General features: G+C 71.2%; 15 protein-coding genes. 7 read left to right on the forward strand and 8 right to left on the reverse strand.

Annotated features, from left to right (window positions below; genetic code table 11):
• Nucleotides 1-85: 85 nt before the first annotated feature.
• Complete coding sequence (locus tag AC0VYL_RS05065) at nucleotides 86-1,576, forward strand: sodium:solute symporter family protein (protein WP_475459716.1); 1,491 nt, start codon at nucleotides 86-88, stop codon at nucleotides 1,574-1,576.
• Nucleotides 1,577-1,633: 57 nt separating this feature from the next.
• Here the strand turns inward: AC0VYL_RS05065 and AC0VYL_RS05070 are convergent, their stop codons facing one another.
• From AC0VYL_RS05070 to AC0VYL_RS05090, 5 genes are all read right to left on the reverse strand, one after another.
• The gene (locus tag AC0VYL_RS05070) at nucleotides 1,634-2,932 is read right to left on the reverse strand and encodes a DUF58 domain-containing protein (RefSeq protein WP_475482458.1); all 1,299 of its coding nucleotides are present in this window, start codon (nucleotides 2,930-2,932) and stop codon (nucleotides 1,634-1,636) included.
• Complete coding sequence (locus AC0VYL_RS05075; RefSeq protein WP_475459721.1) at nucleotides 2,932-3,915, reverse strand: AAA family ATPase; 984 nt, start codon at nucleotides 3,913-3,915, stop codon at nucleotides 2,932-2,934. The genes AC0VYL_RS05070 and AC0VYL_RS05075 overlap by 1 nt, the downstream gene beginning before the upstream one ends.
• Nucleotides 3,916-3,979: 64 nt before the next feature.
• Nucleotides 3,980-5,149: a DUF4350 domain-containing protein gene (locus AC0VYL_RS05080; protein ID WP_475459723.1), complete on the reverse strand. Its 1,170-nt coding sequence runs from the start codon at nucleotides 5,147-5,149 to the stop codon at nucleotides 3,980-3,982.
• Nucleotides 5,146-5,781, reverse strand: coding sequence for a DUF4129 domain-containing protein (locus AC0VYL_RS05085; protein WP_475482459.1), 636 nt, complete (start codon nucleotides 5,779-5,781; stop codon nucleotides 5,146-5,148). Before AC0VYL_RS05085 ends, AC0VYL_RS05080 begins: the two co-directional genes overlap by 4 nt.
• Nucleotides 5,778-7,319 (reverse strand): DUF7847 domain-containing protein, encoded by a 1,542-nt coding sequence (locus tag AC0VYL_RS05090; RefSeq protein WP_475482460.1) that lies wholly within the window; start codon nucleotides 7,317-7,319, stop codon nucleotides 5,778-5,780. Before AC0VYL_RS05090 ends, AC0VYL_RS05085 begins: the two co-directional genes overlap by 4 nt.
• A gap of 449 nt (nucleotides 7,320-7,768) precedes the next feature.
• Between AC0VYL_RS05090 and mtrA the strand changes: the two genes are divergently transcribed.
• The 5 genes from mtrA to hpf all read left to right on the forward strand — a co-directional run bounded on the left by mtrA (nucleotide 7,769) and on the right by hpf (nucleotide 14,986).
• Nucleotides 7,769-8,446 carry an MtrAB system response regulator MtrA gene (gene mtrA, locus AC0VYL_RS05095; RefSeq protein WP_014908694.1) on the forward strand — a complete coding sequence of 226 codons (678 nt, stop codon included), beginning with the start codon at nucleotides 7,769-7,771 and terminating at the stop codon, nucleotides 8,444-8,446.
• Nucleotides 8,447-8,462: 16 nt separating this feature from the next.
• A complete protein-coding gene (gene mtrB / locus AC0VYL_RS05100; RefSeq protein ID WP_475459732.1) occupies nucleotides 8,463-10,229 on the forward strand; it encodes an MtrAB system histidine kinase MtrB in 1,767 nt (588 codons plus the stop codon).
• A complete protein-coding gene (locus tag AC0VYL_RS05105) occupies nucleotides 10,226-12,124 on the forward strand; it encodes an LpqB family beta-propeller domain-containing protein (protein ID WP_475482461.1) in 1,899 nt (632 codons plus the stop codon). The genes mtrB and AC0VYL_RS05105 overlap by 4 nt, the downstream gene beginning before the upstream one ends.
• Before the next feature lie 1,176 nt (nucleotides 12,125-13,300).
• Nucleotides 13,301-13,534, forward strand: coding sequence for a phosphoribosyltransferase family protein (locus AC0VYL_RS05110; protein WP_475482462.1), 234 nt, complete (start codon nucleotides 13,301-13,303; stop codon nucleotides 13,532-13,534).
• Between the two features lie 780 nt (nucleotides 13,535-14,314).
• Nucleotides 14,315-14,986, forward strand: a complete 672-nt coding sequence (hpf, locus tag AC0VYL_RS05115; protein WP_475459738.1) for a ribosome hibernation-promoting factor, HPF/YfiA family — start codon at nucleotides 14,315-14,317, stop codon at nucleotides 14,984-14,986.
• Nucleotides 14,987-15,079: 93 nt separating this feature from the next.
• Here the strand turns inward: hpf and AC0VYL_RS05120 are convergent, their stop codons facing one another.
• Nucleotides 15,080-15,577 (reverse strand): hypothetical protein, encoded by a 498-nt coding sequence (locus AC0VYL_RS05120; RefSeq protein WP_475459741.1) that lies wholly within the window; start codon nucleotides 15,575-15,577, stop codon nucleotides 15,080-15,082.
• A gap of 329 nt (nucleotides 15,578-15,906) precedes the next feature.
• Here AC0VYL_RS05120 and secA point away from each other — a divergent pair, with 329 nt between their 5' ends.
• On the forward strand, nucleotides 15,907-18,753 hold the full coding sequence (secA, locus tag AC0VYL_RS05125) for a preprotein translocase subunit SecA (protein ID WP_475459743.1): 2,847 nt from the start codon (nucleotides 15,907-15,909) through the stop codon (nucleotides 18,751-18,753).
• Between the two features lie 58 nt (nucleotides 18,754-18,811).
• Here the strand turns inward: secA and AC0VYL_RS05130 are convergent, their stop codons facing one another.
• Nucleotides 18,812-19,207 carry a YciI family protein gene (locus AC0VYL_RS05130; protein ID WP_475482463.1) on the reverse strand — a complete coding sequence of 132 codons (396 nt, stop codon included), beginning with the start codon at nucleotides 19,205-19,207 and terminating at the stop codon, nucleotides 18,812-18,814.
• A 215-nt stretch (nucleotides 19,208-19,422) separates the two neighbouring features.
• A complete protein-coding gene (locus AC0VYL_RS05135; protein WP_475482464.1) occupies nucleotides 19,423-20,463 on the reverse strand; it encodes an SIS domain-containing protein in 1,041 nt (346 codons plus the stop codon).
• Between the last annotated feature and the right edge of the window lie 197 nt (nucleotides 20,464-20,660).

The raw sequence follows: 20,660 nt of genomic DNA on the forward strand, positions 1-20,660 counted from the left end.
GCCCCGCCCCAGCTCGACCCACACCCCCCACCCCACTCCCCACTCCCCACCCACCCCCTCCCCCCGTCATCCCTGGAGGTTCGTCATGAGCCAGTCCAACGTGATCTACCTGTCGGCACTGCTCGCCTCGGTGCTGCTGATGATCGCGATCAGTTGGTGGGTCGCCCGGCGCACCAAGGACGGTGAGGACTTCCTCCTCGCCGGACGCGGCCTGGGCACCCCGTTGGTCATGGGGAGCACCCTGGCCACCCTGGTCGGCACCGGTTCCAGCCTGGGCGCGGTGGGCTTCGCGTACCAGAACGGCTGGGCGGGGGCCCTGTACGGGGTCGGCGGCGCGACCGGCGTCTTCCTCCTGCTGTGGCTCTTCGCCGACGTGCGCGAGAAGGGGTTCATGACCTTCCCGGAGGAGATGAGCTACTACTTCGGCGCCAGCCGCGCGATCAAGGGGGTGGTGGCCGTCCTGCTGTTCCTCGCCTCGGTGGGATGGCTGGGCGCGCACATCATGGGCGGGGCCATGTACCTCTCCTTCCTCACCGACATGGACCAGAACACGGCCAAGGTGGTCATCGCCCTCGGCTTCGGGGTGTACACGATCGTCGGGGGCTACCTGGCGGTGGTCATCACCGACGCCATCCAGGGCACCATCCTCTTCCTCGGCTTCACCGTCCTCGCCGTCCTGGCCCTGGTGAGCGTCGGCGGACTCGACGGACTCAGTGAGGGCTCCTCCGAGGAGGCGCTCTCCCTGTTCGGCTACGAGGCCCTGGGCCCGGTGCCCGCGCTCTCCCTCGCCGTGGTCATCGCCGTCGGTGTGCTGGCCACCCCGTCGTACCGCCAGCGGATCTACGCGGCCGTCAACGTGCGGACCGTGCGGCGCAGTTTCGTCCTCGCCGGGGTCCTCTTCGCGGCCTTCTCAGTCCTCCCGGCGATCGCGGGGATGTCGGCCCACACCCTCGAACCCGCGCTCGACAACCCGGACATGGCCTTCCCGTACCTGGTCACCACCCTGTTCCCGGTGTGGCTGGGCGCGTTCCTGCTCGTCGCCGGGCTGTCGGCCACGATGTCCTCGGGTGACTCGGACGCCATCGTGAGCGTCACCATCCTGGTCCGCGACATCTCCCAGCTGGTCACCGGAAGGCTCCCCGACCCGAGGAACCTGGTCCGCTACTCGCGGTGGGGACTGACCGCGGTGATGGGTCTCGCCCTCGTGTTCTCCCTCATGGCCACGACCCTGATCGGGTACATCACCCTGATGATCTCCACGGTGCTCACCGGCCTGCTGGTGGCGTCGCTCCTCGGCAAGTTCTGGCCCCGCGCGACCTGGCAGGGCGGGATCGCCGCGATGCTGGGCGGATCGGTGGCGGCCCTGGTCGTCAACAACGTCGCCTCGTTCACCGCCTTCTGGGGCAACGCCGTGATCCCGTCGCTGGTGGTGGCCCTGGTCGCCGGGGTGGTCGTCAGCCTGGTGACCCCGCGCTCCACCGTCTCCAAGGAGGAGGCCCTGCGGCGGCTGACCGAGGAGCGCTCCGCTCTGGAGGTCGGCGCCAAGCTGCGGGGCGGTTCCGACAAGGACGCCTGACCCGAGAACACGAGGGGCCACCACCGCGCGCGGTGGTGGCCCCTCGTCGGTCCGGTCCTACAGGCGCCCCTGGGCCTTGAGGTTGATGTAGGCGTCCGCGAGCGCCGGGGCGATCTGCTCGGGGGTCGCGTCCACCACCTCGGCGCCCATCCGGCGCAGCTCCTTGCTGATCCGGTGCCGTTCGCCCAGCGTCCGCTCGGCCGACGCCGCCCGGTACAGGGCCTCGGGGCTGCCCCGCCCGGCCGCCATCTCCTCGACCTCGGGGTCCCTGATCCCCGCCACCAGCAGCAGGTGGTGCGTGGACAGCAGCGGCAGCCTCGGCAGCAGCCCCTCCTCCAGCGAGGTGGCGTTGAGGTCGGTGAGCAGCACGACCAGCTTGCGGGACCGCCCCTGGGTGAGCACGGAGCTCACCAGGGCCGCAGGGTCCGACTCCACGAGCGTGGCCTCCAGCGTGGCCATCGCCTCCACCACCCGGTTGACCTGGCTGCCCTTGCCCGAGGCGCGGACCTGCGCACGCACGGTGCGGTCGTGGGCCATGAAGTCCACCCGGTCGCCCGCCCTGCCCGCGAGCGCGGTCAGCAGCAGCGCGGCGTCCATCGCGTGGTCCAGCCGGGGCGTGTCGCCCACCCGACCGGCCGAGGTGCGGCCGGTGTCCAGCACGATGAGGATGCGCCGGTCCCGCTCGGGGCGCCAGGTCCGCACCACCACGCCGTCGTTGCGGGCGGTCGCCCGCCAGTCGATGGAGCGCACGTCGTCACCGGGCACGTAGTCGCGCAGGGAGTCGAACTCGCTGCCCTGGCCGCGCACCATCGCCGTGTGCTGTCCCTCCAGCTCGCGCAGCCGGGACAGCTTGCCCGGAAGGTGCCTGCGGCTGTGGAACGGGGGCAGGGCCCGCACGGTCCAGGGGGCCGTGAGCGTGCGCTGACGCCCGGCCAGCCCCAGCGGTCCGACACTGCGCACCGTCACCCCGGCGGCACGGGCGTCGCCCCGGCGCGTGGGGGTGAGCCCGGTCCGCACACGGCGCCGCTCCCCGGGGCCCACCAGCAGCGGCTGGGACCGGGGGGAGGCGTGCGCGCTCGGCGGCCAGGCGTCGCGGACCCAGCCGCGCAGCCGCCGCCGGGTCGGGTTGGCCAGCGTCACGAACACCTCGGCCGACTCGCCCAGACGCAGCGTGGTGTCACCCTCCCGGGACAGCCGGAGCCGCCCCGGAGACGTCGCCAGCAGCACGTCGAGCACGACCAGCAGCACCACGAGACCGACGGAGACGGCGGTGACGATCCCGCCGATGTCCCCGGAGACCGCCACCGCGACCGCCGCGACCAGCGCCAGCAGCGCGGCCCGGCCGGTGACCACCATCAGCGGGGCACCGGGACGGAGGCCAGCACGCCGTCGAGGACGCCGTCGGCGGTGGCGCCCTCCAGCTCGGCCTCCGGGCGCAGGCCGATCCGGTGCCGGAGCGTGCCCTTGGCCAGGGCCTTGACGTCGTCGGGGGTCACGTAGTCGCGACCGGACAGCCACGCCCACGCCCGGCTGGTGCGCAGCAGCGCCGTGGCGCCACGCGGCGAGGCGCCCAGCTGGAGGGAGGCGGAGTAGCGGGTGGCGCGGCACAGGTCCACGATGTAGCCGAGGACCTCGGGCGCGATCCGCACCTGGGCCACGGACGCGCGCGCGGCGTGCAGCTCCGCGGCCCCGGCCACGGCGGTCACCCCGGCCGCGGCCAGGTCACCGGGGTCGAACCCGGCGGCGTGGCGGCCCAGCATGGCCACCTCGGCGTTGCGCTCGGGCAGCGGGACCGTCACCTTGAGCAGGAAGCGGTCCAGCTGGGCCTCGGGCAGCGGGTAGGTGCCCTCGTACTCGACCGGGTTCTGGGTGGCCGCCACCATGAACGGGTCCGGCAGCGCGACCGGCCGCCCCTCCACGGTGACCTGCCGCTCCTCCATGGCCTCCAGCAGGGAGGCCTGGGTCTTGGGCGGGGTCCGGTTGATCTCGTCGGCCAACAGCAGGTTGGTGAAGACCGGGCCCTTCATGAACTCGAACTTCGCCGTGTGCTGGTCGTAGACGAGCGAACCCGTCACGTCGCCCGGCATCAGGTCCGGGGTGAACTGCACCCGCTTGTGGTCCAGTGACAGGGCCTGCGAGACCGTGCGCACCAGCAGCGTCTTGGCGACACCGGGCACACCCTCCAGCAGTACGTGGCCACGGCACAGCAGTGCCACGACCAGCCCGGTCACCGTCTCGTCCTGGCCCACGACCGCCTTGGCCACCTCGCGGCGCAGGGCGGTCAGCGCCGCCCGGGCCTCGTCGGCGGAGGGCAGTGCCTCGGGTGTGAAGGCGCTCACGTGCCGTCTACCTCTCTCGATACCTCAGTGGTCTGTTCTCGTCCGCGGGGCGGTGGCGCGGGGCTCACCGCAGGGCCTCGGAGAGTCGGTCAAGCTCCTCGGCCAGCCGCGTCATCGCGGCGTCGTCCGCCGTGTACGGGTCCGGCTCGGCCGGGTACAGCAACGGCGCCAGGGACTGGGGATCGGCCCCGCTCCGCGCGGCCACGGCCGCCACCACGGCGTCCGGACCGGCGTCCGCGTTCAGGCCCAGCCTGGGCACCGACCGTTCCAGGAACCCCTCGCGCAGCGCGGCGGCCACACGGTCGCGCGCCTGCCGGGACTGGTACAGCCCGGCGCGGCCCTCCGTGGTCTCGGCGGCCCGGACCACGACCGGAAGCGCCTCGGGGACCAGTGCGCCCATCCGCCGTCCGCGCCAGAGCGCGAACAGCAGCAGGGCCAGCGCCAGCGGGGCCAGCGACCAGCGCAGGCCCAGCGGGACCAGGTCCCACGGGTTGGCGCTCCCGACCTCCTGCGGCGGGTCCGGCCGAAGCCACACCACGTGCTCCGCGTCGATCAGGTTGAGCATCAGCGCCGCGTTGCCCGCCGAGTCGAGGTCGCGGTTGGTGAGCGGGGCGCCGGTGCCCAGGACCGTCGTCGTGGACCCGTCGGACCGGGCCACCTGGAGCACCGAGAAACCCTCCTCGGAGGGGTAGCAGCCCAGGGCCTCGGTCCCGGGCTCCGCCGAGTAGAGCTCACCGGCCACCCCGGCGTCCCCGGCGAGGGTGGCGTCGGGAATCGTGCAGTCGGGGGCGCGGGTGCCGTCGTCGTGGGCCCGGCCGGTCACGTCCGCGCCGGGCGCGAAGGTGGTGAGGGAGCGCAGCGACGGCTGCACGAGGAAGGTGTCGGTCTCCAGCCCGGCGAGGGTGTCCAGCTCCTCGGGGAGCAGCCGGTGGTCGAGCGTGAGCAGCAGGAGGGTGTCGTCGCCGGAGCGCTCCACCGCCCGTGCGGCCTCACGTGAGGTACGGGCGACGGTAACGTCGGACTCCTCGTCCAGCAGCCGCGCCAAGGCGCGCGACCCCTGGGGTTCGGGGCTGCCGGGCTCCAGGTAGCCGGAGGGGAACTGCTCCTCGCCCAGCGACAGCAGGACCGCCGCCACGACCAGCACGGTGATGACGGCGAGCGGCAGCCTGCTGGCGCGCCACAGGCGTCCGGTGCCTGATCGCGGAGGGACCGGCCCCGGTGCGGTGGTCGTCATCGGGACCCTTCGTCGTCGAGTACGGGGCGGGCCGCGCTCAGCCGCACGTCCAGCTCACGCATGGTGCGGGCGGCATCGGCCGTGGCGGGGCGGTCTCCGTAGACCACGTCGTTGAACAGGCGGGCGCCCTCGTCCAGCCCCCGGGCCTCACCGGGCAGTGACAGGGCGGCCTCGGCGGCGAGCTCGGTGGCGGTCCGTCCGGGGCGGGGGCCGACGATCGCCCGGTCCTCCAGGTCCACGCTGACCGCCCGCAGCCGCTCGGTCACGGCCTCGGCGAAGTCGCCCCGGGCCTCGGCCCGGTCGGACAGCTCCCGGTGGTCGGCGGCGGTGCGCACCGTTCCCTCGTGCAGGGGAGGCTCGGCCTTCCGGTTGCGTGAGGGACGCAGGTAGACGATCAGGACGATCACCAGGACCGCGACGACCAGAAGCACGAGGGCCAGGATCCATCCGCCCGGGATGACGCCCTCGCCCGCCGCGGCGAGGCGGTCGAGGAGTTCTCCGAGCCAGTTCAGGAACCGGTCGAAGAGGGAGGGCTCGTTCTTGCCGTAGAGGGGGTCGGACAGCTCCTCGATGGCGCGCCGCCGACCCTCCTCCCCGGTCACGTCCAGGGGCGCGATGAGCGGGCCCCTCACGTGCGGTACCCCGGAAGGTAGACCTCCGAGCCCACCGGCTGGCCCCGCTGGGCGATCTGGTGCAGCTGGAGGTCGAGACCCTCACGGCGCATCCGCAGGTCGATGTAGAGCAGGGTCGTCACACCGGCGAGGAAGGGCTGCGTGACGGCGTAGATCAGCACGGTGACCACGTAGTTGACGGTCCCCGCCAGGATCGGGCCGAAGGTGTCGACCTCGAACAGGAAGGGGAGGGCGATCCCGAGCGGACCGGCCAGCAGCATGTTCACCACCAGCACGATCACCCCGCTCAGCAGCCAGTAGCCGAACGTGCGCCACCAGGCGCCCTGGGAGAGCCGCCACGAGCGGGCCATGGCCTGGCCCGGGCCCAGCCGCTCCAGCACGACCAGGGGCATGGCGTAGTAGAGGCGGACCCAGACCCACATGGTCGGTACGCCGACGGCCACGGCCGCCACGAACACGATGAGGAACCCGATGATCAGGCCCGCCACGGGGTCCGCCATGCCGAAACCGGCGATGAGGCCGATGAAGAGCGCGATGAAGAAGGCGATGGCCGCGACGACGCCGATGACGATCTGGATGCCCAGCTTGATGAAGGCCAGGGCGATGATGGAGCCGACCCGGCCGCGCACGGAGGCCCAGGCCTGCTCGATGGTGAGCCGGTAGCCCAGCACCGCCATACCGACCACGGAGGAGAGCGTGCCGATCAGGATCGCCCCTCCGACCAGCACGATGAGGGCGCCGGCGAAGGACAGCAGCGTCGCGAACGGGGAGGTCGCGAACATCGGGTCGTCCGGGTCGAACGCCTCCGGGTCCGCCATGATCTCGTCGAGGGTGCTCAGGGACGACAGGGAGTCGCCCGTGGCCCAGGTCGACGCGACGCTGCCGACGATCGACGCGACCGCCATGACGATCAGCGACAGCACGAAGGTGGTCCGCGGGTTCTGGCGGACGTAGCTGAACGCGCCGTTGAAGACGTCACCTAGCGACATCGGGCGGAGCGGGACGATCCCGGGCTTGATGGGTGCGGGCCGCGGGGCGTTCGGGTCCTGGCCGTGGGCCGCGTGCCCGTAGGGCGCGCCCTGGCCGGGCGGGCCGTAGCCGGGCTGCTGTCCGTACCCGGGAGGCGGACCGTACCCCGGCGGGGGTCCGTAGCCGGGCTGCTGGCCGTGACCGGCCTGGGGGCCGTATCCGGGAGGCGGCGCGTACCCGGGCTGCGGGCCGTGACCGGGAGGCGGCGCGTACCCGGGCTGCGGGCCGTGACCGGGAGGCGGGCCGTACCCCGGGGGCGCGCCCTGGCCGGGCGGGGGGCCGTATCCGGGGGGAGCGCCCTGTTCGGGGGGCGCGAAGCCGGGGGCTCCGTGGCCAGGCGGCGGGGGAGCGGGCGTGGGACCGCTCTCACCCGGTTCGGAGGGGGACCCCTGCCCCGGGGCGGCCCAACCGCCCGACCCGGGGGTGTCTCCAGAATCGGGCGACCCCTGTCCTCCGGGACCGTCGGGGATGCCCCCCGGCCTCTCCCGGTGGTCGTCCTCCTGGCTCATCTGCCCGCCCTCCGTGAGGTTCGGTTACTGCGCGCGAGCGTTTTCGCGCCAATTCTGACGTGTCGGAAACCAACCTACCGGCCGGTTCCACCGCTTCTCAGTGGCCTTGCAGTGTGTCGTAGGCAACCCACGCACTTCATTCCTTTTGTATGCTTTCTGTTACCAACCGGCCAAGTCACGAAGCTTTCCGGGCCTTCCTTTGCCAGGGATGACGCCGCCGGTGACCGAATACGGTCCAAAAGGGCCCAACACCGCTGACCGCTCCTCCAACAGTGTCCGAAGCTGGCAAGGTTGGGGGAGGCGAAACGCGGTCCCCCAGTCGGGGATCGTTCCCCGACCCGGGGATCACGGGCACCGACCACTGACGCCGCTTGAGTGTTCCAGGAGAGAGGAGTAGGCGCCGGTACCCCCCGCCTCCGAGGCGGTGGACCCTGGCGCCGGACACACCGATGAAGGGACGTGTACTGGTTGTCGACGATGACCTCGCCCTCGCCGAGATGCTGGGCATCGTGTTGCGCGGTGAAGGGTTCGAGCCCTCGTTCGTCCACGACGGCGACAAGGCTCTGGAGGCCTTCCGCGAGACCAAGCCCGACCTGGTCCTCCTCGACCTGATGCTCCCCGGGGCCGACGGGATCGACGTGTGCCGTCAGATCCGCGCCGAGTCCGGGGTTCCCATCGTCATGCTGACCGCCAAGAGCGACACCGTGGACGTCGTCCTCGGTCTGGAGTCGGGCGCCGACGACTACATCGTCAAGCCCTTCAAGCCCAAGGAGCTCGTGGCCCGCGTGCGCGTGCGTCTGCGCCGCACCGAGGAGCCCGCGCCCGAGGTCCTCCAGATCGGTGACATCACCATCGACGTCGCCGGGCACGCCGTGCGCCGCGACGGCGAGCAGATCAGCCTCACCCCGCTGGAGTTCGACCTGCTGGTCGCCCTGGCCCGCAAGCCGCGCCAGGTCTTCACCCGCGAGGTCCTGCTGGAGCAGGTCTGGGGCTACCGTCACGCCGCTGACACGCGCCTGGTCAACGTGCACGTGCAGCGCCTGCGCGCCAAGATCGAGAAGGACCCGGAGCACCCCGAGGTCGTCGTGACCGTCCGCGGCGTCGGCTACAAGGCCGGGACCGCCTGACCCGCTCTGGACCCACATGACCGCGTCCGAACCCGAGGAGGGGAGGGGAGCCGACTCCGAGGGAGAGCGGTCCGCCCCTCCCCCCGGCCTGCCCGAGAGCGGCGGCTGGCGGGACAACAACACGGGTCTGACCCGTGCCTACCTCCTCGCCCAGCGCGCCGCCCGCGCGCTGGTACGCGGGGTGCACACCAACTGGCGCCGCTCCCTGCACCTGCGGGTGATCAGCACGACCCTGGTCCTGTCGTTGCTGGTCATGGCGGGGCTGGGGTACGTGCTCATCTCCGAGGTGCGCGGCGGTCTGCTGGACGCCAAGACCAACGCGGCGGTCAACGACCACCGCGCGGGGCTCAACTACGCGCTCGCGGAGCTCCAGGAGAACGAGATCGGTGACCGCAACCGTCTCCTGAACAACGTCGCCAGCGAGCTGACCAGCCGCAGCGGCGACACCGGGCTCTACAGCGTGTTCATCCTGCCCTCGGTGAGCGACGAGCTCGGCTGGGCCACCGGTGAGGGCAGCGTCCCGCCGCGCCTGGTCGAACAGGTCCGCCAGTCCGAGGTGTTCGACCAGCAGTACCACACGTACACGCGCATCGACATGGAGGACGGTTCGGTCGAACCGGCCCTGGTCGTGGGCGCCCAGATCAACCAGGCGTACGAGCTCTACTACATCTTCCCGCTCCAGCACGAGCAGGAGATCCTGGACCTGGTGCAGGGCACGGTCGCCCTGGTCGCGGTGCTGCTGGTGATCCTCCTCGGGCTGATCGCGTTCATGATCACCCGGCAGGTGGTCACACCGGTGCGCTCCGCCGCGCAGTCGGCCGAACGCCTGGCCGCCGGGGACCTCACCGAACGCATGACGGTGCAGGGCGAGGACGACCTGGCGCGGCTCGCGATGTCCTTCAACGACATGGCGGGCAACCTCCAGGAGAAGATCCAGGAACTGGAGGAGCTGTCCAAGCTCCAGCGCCAGTTCGTCTCCGACGTCTCGCACGAGCTCCGGACGCCGCTCACCACCATCCGTATGGCCGGTGACCTGCTGTTCGACGACCGCGAGGAGCTGGACGCCTCCCACCGCAGGTCCGTGGAACTGCTCCAGAGCCAGGTGGAGCGGTTCGAGGAACTGCTGGCCGACCTGCTGGAGATCAGTCGCCACGACGCCGGGGCCGCCACCCTGGGCATCGAGTCGGCGGACATCCGGGACTCGGTGATGAAGGCGGTGGGGGACGCCGAGCAGATCGCGGAGGGCCGGGGCATCAAGGTGGTCCTGCGCCTGCCCGCCGACCCCGTGGTCGCGGAGTTCGACACCCGGCGGATCAACCGCATCCTGCGCAACCTGGTGGTCAACGCCATCGAGCACAGCGAGGGGCGCGACGTGGTGGTGGCCGCCGCCGGGGACCGGGACGCCGTCGCCGTGGCCGTGCGCGACTACGGGGTGGGGCTCAAGGAGGGGGAGGAGCACCTGTGCTTCGACCGCTTCTGGCGGGCCGACTACTCCCGGGTGCGCACCACCGGCGGGACCGGGCTCGGCCTGTCCATCGCCAAGGAGGACGCCACCCTGCACGGCGGCTGGCTCCAGGCCTGGGGCCTGCCCGGACAGGGCTCGCAGTTCCGGCTCTCCCTGCCCCGCCAGTCCGGCACCGAACTGCGCGGATCACCGCTGCCCCTGGTCCCGCCGGAGATCGCGCTGGGCCGCAACTACCCGCCCTTCGGTGACAAGGACGGCGGGAACGCGGCCGAGGACGTGCGGGGCCGGTTCGGACCCGACGAGGAGGAGGTGCTGTGAGCGACGTGGAGCGCCCGGGACGTCTGGCCCGGGCCGCGCGCACCATCGCGGCCGGAACGCTCGCCTGCGTGTCCCTCGCGGCCTGTGCGAGTGTTCCCATGACCGGCCCCGTCGTCCCCAGTGAGGGCGGCGACAGCTCCGGCGACCCCTACGGCGGCTACGTGCGGCTCCTGCCCGCCGGACCGCAGCCCGGCGTGGAACCGGAGGGCCTGATCGACGGCTTCCTCAAGGACCTCGGCAGCTTCGAGGAGGACCACAAGGCCGCCCGCAGCTACATGCTCCCCGAGCAGAGCGAGGAGTGGACCCCGGACGCCGCCGTACGGGTGTTCTCCGACCTCGACGCGGTCGACATGGACTCCGAGGTCTCCTCCGACGGCCTCAGCGCCACCGTGCGCATCCGCAGCAACGAGATCGCCAGCATCGACGAGAGCGGCAAGTACGTCCCGGCCGAGACCGGAACCATGCTGGAGGAGACCTTCACCCTCGCCAAGGAGGAGGACGACCCCGAGGGCGAGTGGCGCATCCAGGACCTCCCGGACGAGATCATCCTCAGCCAGCTGGACGTGGAGCGGACCTACCGGCCGTTCAACCTGTACTTCTTCAACCCGGCGGGGACCGCCCTGGTGCCGGACCCCGTGTACCTGCCCGTGAGCACCGACCAGCTGGCCGAGCGCCTGCTGCGCAAGCTCATCGGCGGCCCCACCGACTGGTTGGCCCCGGCCGTGCTCTCCGCCTTCCCGGAGGGGACCGCGCCCCAACTGGAGATCGACACCGAACGCGCGGTCATCGACATCAACGGGCAGACCGACGCCGACGAGTACGGCATGGGCGCCCAGATCGCCTGGACCCTGCGCCAGCTCCCCGAGATCCAGGAGTTCACCCTCAGGATCAACGGGGACGAGGTGAGCTTCCCGCAGTCCGACGGCGACAGCTCCGACCGCCCCCGGCCGGGCAGCGACTACTGGGCGAGGGTCAGCCCCGGCGCCACCTTCTCCGGCGTGCACGCCTACTACACGCACGAGGGCCAGCTCTGGTCGGCGGCCGACTGGGACGCCGACAACTTCAACGACGCCGAACGGGTCCCCGGCCCCCTGGGCGCGGGAGAGGTCCAGCTGGACCGGTTCGCGGTCTCGCTCGACGAGAGCACCATCGCGGGCATCACCCTGGGCGGCCGCGAGGTGGTCACCAGCTTCGCCAGCCCCGGCGCGCACACCCAGGAGGTGCTCAGCGACGGCGTGTTCACCGAGCTGTCCTGGGACGTGAACGGCAACCTCTGGGTGGTCGAGGAGACCGGGGAGAAGGGCCGCTCCGACGACGAAGAGGAGGAGGACGGGCCCCGCGACGACGAGGACCCCGGCACCGGCCCGGCGGAGGAGGACCCGCCCGCTCCCGGGAACACCGCGCTCTGGCTGCTCCGGGACGGCGAGGAGGTCGTGGAGGCCGAGGTCAGGGGCCTGCGAGACCAGTCGCTGGTGCACTTCAGGATCTCCCGCGACGGCGCCCGCGCCGCCGTGGTCACCGAACGGGACGGCGTGCGCTCGCTCCAGGTCGGCCGGGTGGTCGAGGGCGAGGACGGCCAGGTGTCCGTCGGCGCCTTCATCAGCCTCGCGGACCAGGAGCTGGAGAACATCACCAGCATCGCCTGGCGTTCGAGCGACCAGCTGGTGGTCCTCGGCAGCCGGGACGGCGGCACCACCCAGGCGCTGTTCGTCTCCCTGGACGGCGGGACGCCCGCCGCCAGCGCCGGAGCCCCGGTCGCCGGGATGATCACCATCTCCGGTGCGCCCGGGCAACCCCTGCTCGCGGGCTCGGACGACGGCAACATCTGGGTGTCCAACGACCCCCTGAACTGGCAGAACGTGGTGGAGGGCGGTTCGCCCACCTTCCCGGGCTGACCACTCCCGGACCGGTTGTCCACAGCCCGCGCATCCGCACTGGCGCTCCGGCCCCGCCCCACCCAAGCTGGAGGTATGGACCCTGCCTCCCCCGGGCGGCGGTGGTTCGGCGCGCTCGTGCGCGCGTCGCGCCGCCTGGCCACCCTTTTCGACCCCCTCGCGGAACTCGTGCAGCGCCGGGACTGCGCGGGCTGCTCCGGTCCCGGCGACCCGCTGTGCGCGCGCTGCCGCACCCTGCTGGACCACCGGCCGCGCCAGGCGGGCGGGCGCCGCCCGCCGACCTGGGCGGCCGGACCGTACGCGGGTCACCACCGCCGTGTCCTGCTCGCCTTCAAGCACCGGGGCGAACACCGCCTGACCCGGTTCCTCGGGGAAAGGCTGGCCGTCGCCTACCGGGCCTCGGGCTGGGCCGCCCCGGACACGCTGTTGGTGCCCGTCCCGGGGCGCGGGGCGCGGTCCGGGCGCGGCGCCGTCCTGAGGCTCGCGCGGGCCTGCGCCCACGATGCGGGACCCACGGCCACCGCCGGGGTGGCCCCGGTGCTCCGCTACGCCCGCCGCGCCCGCCCGCAGGTGGGTCTGTGCAGGGCGGAACGCCTGGTGAACCGGGTGGGCGTCTTCACCGCCGAGCCCCGGCCCCCCGGAGGGCGGTGGCTCCGGATCGGGTCCCGTGCAGGTTCTCGTCGTGCGGAACCGGGTCCCTTCGGCGCGGGGCGTCCGTCCGCCGGTGAGGGGCCCGCGAGGACTGATGCGGACGAGGGGCCGACGGGAACGTCGGGCGACCGCTCGGACGGTTCTCTGACCGCGCGCGGGCGACCGGAATCCGATGGCTTCGTGGCGGGGCGTCGGATCACCGGCGGATCAGGCCCGGTACACGGGTCCTGTGCGGGTGAGGGGGCCGCGATGACACGCGCGGCCCTGGATCCCGTGGAATCGTCGGGCGATCGGGTGAGGGGCCCCGTTGCGGCGCGCGGGCGACCGGAATCCGAGAGCTTCGGCACGGGGCGTCCGTCCGCCGGTGAGGGGTCCGCGAGGGCGGATGCGGACGCGGGGCCCACGGGAACGCCGTGCGGTGGTCCGGACGGATCCGTGACTGTGCGCGGGCGGTTCAGCGGGCCGTGGTGGAGTCGGCGGGGTCGGGGGTATCCGCGAGGTGGGTCGGGGTCTGCGGCTGGCCTGGTGGCCACTCTGTGGCCGCCCATCGGGTGCTGGGACCTGCGGGGGCGGTGCGTGGTCGTGGTCGACGACGTCCTCACCACGGGGGCGACGGTGGAGGAGGCGGCCCGCGCCCTGCGCGCGGCGGGGGCCCGGGTGGTGGGTGTCCTGGTGTTCGCGGAGCGCGACCGGGTTCCGGGCCGACCCGGTTCGGGGTCGGGGGCCGGGCCGGAAAGAAGGTTTTACAAACCCCCCTGATCGGGCGAAACATGCCTGTTCGCAGGGGTTTGCGGCGCTTGTCGACCGCTTGGTACCCCGTTCGCTACCTGACATCCGCGCTGGGACAGGTTACGGTCCAGGTATGGCACCCGTCCGGGTCCGTGGTTGCGCCGGATACTCAGTGCTCCCGGGAACACCGTGGAGCGCATCCGGCAAGCCGATGCCAGGCGCAGGCGAAACGGCCCACGTAAGGCGACTTTTCGTCGACCGATCACGGTGCGCCTTAGAGGTAAGCCCTGCCCCGCTGAGGGTCCCGATGTCCCTCATGACCGGGAGAAGAGCAGTAGTCGCGTACAAGAGCGGCGACACTCTCAGCAGGCGGATGTGGGGACGAAGACCAGGTCGGCCGGACGGGTGGCATACCGACGTTGGGGGGTTCGCCGTGCCCGGGACGCAGGTCCCGGGGAGGCGGGCCCCCACACGGTTCCCCACGGCCCGACACCACCTCGGCCCTCTCCTCCCCGGAGCTTCCCGGGCCCTGACCGATCCCGCCCGGTCTTCGCCGTCTGGTGGGCGAATCACCCCAAACGAGTCAAATTTCTTTCTTTCCCATCCGAAGGCCCCGGCCAATCGTGTCCCTGGGGCGCGTGATGACCCTGCCTCTGATGGGTATACGGATTTCCAACCGAGCGGTGCCCCCCAAGAGAACGGGGCACGAACGGAAGGAGGGCTGACGCGTCACACCCTCCCCGCCGTGGGAGGGGAGCAGAGCCAGCCTGGCCGTCGCCTTCACGACGGCCACGCGATGAAGGGGGTCCTATGGACATCATCGTCAAAGGTCGACGCACTGGTGTGAGTGAGAAGTTCCGACAGCACGTCGAGAACAAGCTCGACAGGCTCTCCAAGTGGGAGCGCAAGGGCATGAGCGTCGATGTGGAGGTGTCCCAGGAGCGCAACCCCAAGCTCGCTGACGTCCGCGAGCGGGTTGAACTGACCATCCACTCCGACGGCCCGGTCATCCGGAGCGAGGCCGCGTCCGTGGACCGTCACGGCGCTCTCGACCTCGCGATCGACAAGATCGAGGCCCGCCTCCGCAAGTCCGCGGACCGCCGCAAGGTGCACCGCGGAAACCACACTCCCGTCTCCGTCGCGGCCGCCACGGCCAACCTCCCCGGAGACCTGCCCTCGTCCGTCCAGACGGTCACCAAGGCTCCCCCGGCCCAGCGCGGTGACGAGGAGGCGATCGACGGCGTCGAACTCGACGGCCGCTTCTCCGACGAGTTCGTGGAACTCGACACCCAGGGGGACACCCCCGTGGTCGTGCGCGAGAAGTTCCACCGTGCCAAGCCGATGAGCATCGACCAGGCGTTGATGGAGATGGAACTCGTCGGACACGACTTCTACCTCTTCCATGACGAGGTCAAGGACACCCCGAGCGTCGTCTACCGGCGCAAGGGCTTCAACTACGGCGTCCTTCGTCTCGTGGACTAGTCCACGCGGTCCTCGTCCCCGACACCCCCGCACGGAGGTGGGCTGAACACACGTCGCGGCGGGCCCGAGCGGCCCGCCGCGACGCGTGCCGTGTCAGGCCCTGCGCGGGTGCTTGATCCGGTGCAGCGGGGTCTGGTGCGGCTCCTCCGACTCCAGGCGCGGCGGATCCAGCACCACGTCAGTGAGGATGTCGAAGACCACCGCCACGACGGCGGCGGCGACCATCAGGACGGCCCCGGCGACCAGCAGCGGTACCGATCCGCCCAGGACCAGGGCCAGACCGCCGAGGCCGAACCCCACCACGGCGAGGGCCACGCAGGCCCACGACGCCGCGCTTCCCCGGTGACCGTTGGTCGGGGCCAGCGAACCGCCCTGGCGCTGGAACCCCCGGATGTGCCCGTGCCGGTCCTTCTCCTCGTCCGTGGGCCGGTACGCCTCCCACGCGAGCCCCGGGTCCTCGTCGTCGCGGGGCCCGAGCACGGTCGGGCGCCGCCCGTGGAGGAACTCGTCGACGGCGTCGTCCGGGGTCCTCGACAGTCGAGTTCCGGTGTCGGATGCCTCGGCGGGTTCACGCTCTCTTCTGGTTCGCATGTGGTCCCCCTGGGAACACGGTCGCGTCCGGTGGAGATTCGCCCGAACCGGCTGAAAGGGTCCGCCGAAACCACCGCTCTCTCCCTTTGAACTACCCGGAACAATGCGCGACTCTGCACGAATGATCACGAAAAAGGTGGGAACATCCAGGCCCGTCCCGCTCGTTTGTCCAGAGGACGGGAAGCGGTTCCGGGTCCTCTAGGATGTAGGCCCGAGGACCCAGGATTGACCCCTGACCTCCGTGGCCAAGGGAAGCGGTCAGCGGGCCTAGATCTGACTCTCCACCCCCTCGGTGGAGCCAACCGCGATCTGCGAGGAGCGCATAGGAAGTGCCAGGCATACTCGACAAGCTCCTGCGCGCGGGTGAAGGTAAGATCCTGCGCCGGCTCAAGAAGTTGAAGGACCAGGTCAACGCCCTTGAGGACGATTACGTCGACCTCTCGGACGACGAACTGCGCGACCTGACCAAGGAGTACAAGGAGCGCTACGAGGAGGGGGAGTCCCTCGACGACCTCCTCCCCGAGGCCTTCGCGACCGTCCGTGAGGCGGCCAAGCGCACTCTGGGCCAGCGCCCCTTCGACGTTCAGATCATGGGCGCGGCCGCCCTGCACCTCGGCAACATCGCCGAGATGAAGACCGGTGAGGGCAAGACCCTGACCGGAAGCCTCGCGGTGTACCTGAACGCGCTCGCGGGCAAGGGCGCGCACGTCATCACGACCAACGACTACCTCGCCCGACGCGACGCCCAGAACCTGGGCCGCATCTTCCACTTCCTCGGGCTGGAGGTCGGCGTCGTCGGCCCCCAGATGACCGCCGAGGCGCGTCGCAAGGCCTACCTGGCCGACATCACGTACGGAACCAACAACGAGTTCGGTTTCGACTACCTGCGCGACAACATGGCCCTCTCGCTCAAGGACACCGTCCAGCGGGACCACTTCTTCGCCCTGGTCGACGAGGTCGACTCCATCCTCATCGACGAGGCGCGCACCCCGCTGATCATCAGCGGCCCCTCCGAGCAGAACTCGCGCTGGTACGCCGAGTTCGCGAAGATCGCGCCCCGCCTGAAGAAGGACACCGACTACGAGGTCGACGAGAAGAAGCGCACCGTCGGCATCACCGAGTCCGGTGTGGCCAAGGTGGAGGACTGGCTGGGGATCGACAACCTCTACGAGGCCGTCAACACCCCGCTGATCAGCTTCCTCAACAACTCCCTCAAGGCCAAGGAGCTGTACCGCAAGGACAAGGAGTACATCGTCAAGGACGGTGAGGTCCTCATCGTCGACGAGTTCACCGGTCGCGTCCTGGCGGGTCGCCGCTACAACGAGGGCATGCACCAGGCCATCGAGGCCAAGGAGCGCGTCAAGATCAAGGACGAGAACCAGACTCTCGCCAAGGTCACGCTCCAGAACTACTTCCGCCTCTACGAGAAGCTGTCCGGCATGACCGGTACCGCCCAGACCGAGGCGGCGGAGTTCACCCAGACCTACGGCGTCGGCGTGGTCCCCATCCCGACCAACAAGCCGATGGTCCGCGAGGACGTCAAGGACGTCGTCTACAAGCACGAGGACGCCAAGTTCCAGGCCGTGGCCGAGGACATCGCGGAGCGCCACGAGGAGGGACGTCCGGTCCTGGTCGGTACGACCAGCGTCGAGAAGTCCGAGCTCCTCTCCCGGATGCTCAAGCGCGAGGGCGTTCCGCACGAGGTCCTCAACGCCAAGAACCACGCCCGTGAGGCGTCGATCATCGCCCGCGCGGGCAAGCTCGCCTCCGTCACCGTGGCCACCAACATGGCCGGTCGCGGTACCGACATCATGCTGGGCGGCAACCCCGACTTCCTCGCGGACGAGGAGCTCCAGGCCCGTGGCCTGAGCCCCCTGGAGACCCCGGAGGAGTACGAGGCGGCCTGGCCCGACGCGCTGGAGAAGGCCACCGCCGAGTTCGAGGCGGAGCACGAGAAGGTCGTCGAGGCCGGCGGGCTCTACGTGCTCGGCACCGAGCGCCACGAGTCGCGCCGCATCGACAACCAGCTCCGGGGCCGTTCGGGACGTCAGGGTGACCCGGGCATGTCCCGCTTCTACCTGTCGCTCCAGGACGACCTGCTGCGTCTGTTCAACTCCAGTCGTCTGGAGGTGTTCATGAACCAGCTGAACATCCCCGACGACCAGCCGATCGAGTCCGGCATGGTGAGCAAGGCGATCGCCTCCGCCCAGGGCCAGGTCGAGACGCAGAACTTCGAGATCCGGAAGAACGTCCTCAAGTACGACGAGGTCCTCAACCGCCAGCGCAAGGTCATCTACTCCGAGCGCCGCAAGGTGCTGGAGGGCCAGGACCTGCGCGACCAGGTCATCGAGATGCTGGAGGAGGTCCTGCGCGGCTACGTCGTGGAGGAGACCGCCCAGGGTGACCCGGACGACTGGGACCTCGACAAGCTCTGGCGGGCGTTCAAGCAGGTCTACCCGATCAGCTTCACCGTCGACGAGTTCGTCGAGGAGAACGGTGACCTGCACACCCTGACCGGCGAGCTCATCGCCACCCAGGTGGTCGAGGACGCCAAGGCCGCCTACGACGCCCGTGAGGCGGACCTCGGTGAGGAGGCGATGCGCGAGGTCGAGCGCCGCGTCATCCTCCAGGTCATGGACCGCAAGTGGCGTGAGCACCTCTACGAGATGGACTATCTCCAGGAGGGCATCGGCCTGCGCGCGATGGCCCAGCGCAACCCGCTGATCGAGTTCCAGCGCGAGGGCTTCGACATGTTCCAGCAGATGCTGGAGGCGATCAAGGAGGAGTCGGTCGGCTTCCTCTTCAACGTCGAGGTCCAGGTCCGCAAGAAGGAGGAGCCCGCGCTGACGGCCGCCGCCGCCGCGCAGACCGCCGCCACCGTCGGTGGTTCCTCCGGGGCGACCGCCGTGGCCACGGCCGTGGACGAGGACGTCGAGGCCGCCGGGGCGGACGCCCCGTCCGAGGAGGCCGAGGCTCCCGAGGACGTGGTGGTACCCGGGTTCGGGGAGGACCAGCCGAACAAGCTCCAGTACTCCGCGCCGAGCGAGGACGGCACCGTCGAGCGGCACAGCGAGACGGTGGACGACGAGTACGCGGGCACCGCCCGCAACTCGCCGTGCCCCTGCGGCTCCGGCAAGAAGTACAAGAAGTGCCACGGTGACCCCACGGCCAAGTAACGGCTGAGGGACACCGGAGTGTGGGCGCGGCTCCCCGAGGGGGCCGCGCCCACACGCGTCAGCCGTGCGGACCCAGGAACGGGCGCAGCTCCAGCCACTCGTGGATGGGCCGCCCTCCGGCCCCGGGGGCGGCCGACAGCTCCGCGGCCAGCTCCAGGGCGCGGTCGTGGCTGTCGACGTCGATCACCATCCAGCCCGCGACGAGGTCCTTGCTCTCGGGGAAGGGACCGTAGGTGAGGGGCGGGCTTCCCTCGCCGTCGTAGCGGACGAAGGTCCCCTCCGGGGCGAGCGCCTGGGAGTCCACGAACTCCCCGGTCCCCCTCAGCCGGTCCGCGAAGTCGTTCATGTAGCCGACGTGCGCCGAGACCTCCTCGGGCGTCCACTGGTCCATGGGGACGTCGTTCACTGAGGCCGGTGCGCCCCGGTAGTGCTTGATCATCACGTACTTGGCCACGGTCTCTCCTCTGTGCGGTGCGCCCATTGTGGGCCGCGCCCGCGACGGACGCGGTGCCGGGCGCGCGACCCCGCCCCGGTCGGCCGGATTCTTTGCCGTGAGTTGGAACGACGAAGGCCCGGCGCCGCGTGCGCGGTGCCGGGCCGTGGACGCCCCCGTGCGGCCCGAGACCCGTCGAGCGTGGGAGCGGTGGGTGGCGGGGAGAACCCTGTGGCTCAGGTGGTCTGGGTGACCTTGTTGAGGCCGCGGGGGACGTCGGGGTCGTAGCCCAGGCGGCGGGCGAGGTGCTCGGTGAGCAGCTGGGCGGGGACGATGAGGTTCATCGGCGCGACCCACTCGGGCACGTCCGGGACCGGCACGGAGAGGTCGCTGGCGGCGGCGAGGGCGGAACCGCCGCCGAAGCCGAACACCGGGGCACCGGCGGAGCGGACCCGCTCCGCGAGGGCGACCGTGCCCTCCAGGGTGGGGCCGCTGGGCGCGGCGACCAGCAGGGCCGGGGTGCGCGGGTCCACGACGGCGATGGGGCCGTGCTGGAGGTCCGCGTAGGACAGCCCCATGGCGTGCAGGTAGCACGCCTCCTTGAGCTTGAGGGCGGCCTCCAGAGCGGTCGAGAAGGCCATGCCGCGACCGGAGATCACCGCGCCCTGCACGGCCACCATCCGCTCCACGATCTCCTCCAGGGAGTCCGTGGGGGCCGCGAGGGTCTCCTCGATACCGGCGGGCACCAGCTCCAGCTCCCCGGCGTCCAGGTTCGCGCCCAGGCCCAGGGCCAGCACCGCGAGGGCGGCCAGCTGCGTGTTGTACGTCTTCGTGGCGGGGACCGCCAGCTCGTTCCCGGCCCGGGTGACCAGGGCGACGTCTGCCTCGGCGGCCAGCGGGGAGTCCGCGCCGTTGGTGACGGCGACGGTCCGGGCGCCGCAGTCGGCGGCCCAGCGCATGGTCTCGACGATCTCCTCGGTCTTGCCGGACTGGGAGATGGCCACGGCGAGGACGTCGGAGAGGTCGATCCGCGCGCCGTAGGCGGTGGCGATGGAGGGCGAGCCCAGCGTGGCCAGGCGGCCGGTGTGCGCCTGGAGGAGGTAGCTGCCGTAGACGGCCGCGTTGTCCGAGGAACCCCGGGCGATGAACAGGACGTGCTTGGTGGCGCGGCCGAGCGCCTCGATCTCCCCGCGCAGGGGCAGCAGTTCGGCGAAGGTGCGGCGCAGTGCCTCGGGCTGTTCGGCGATCTCGGAGAGCATCATGCTCGTGGTGGACATACGGAGCCTTCCGGTGGGGACGTGCGGTCCTGGACGTACGCCGGGGGCCGCGCTGGTCGAGTGGACGGCCCGGACTACGCCGCTGGCCAGCCACGATGCTGGTTCACTCCGCGTACCACAAGGAGGATTGACACGCGGGTCGAGCTATGGTCTAGTCCGGACTATACCAGTCAGATCCCGGCATGACCCGGCAAGTG

The sequence above is a fragment of the Nocardiopsis sp. iso_238 genome, from assembly GCF_056173325.1.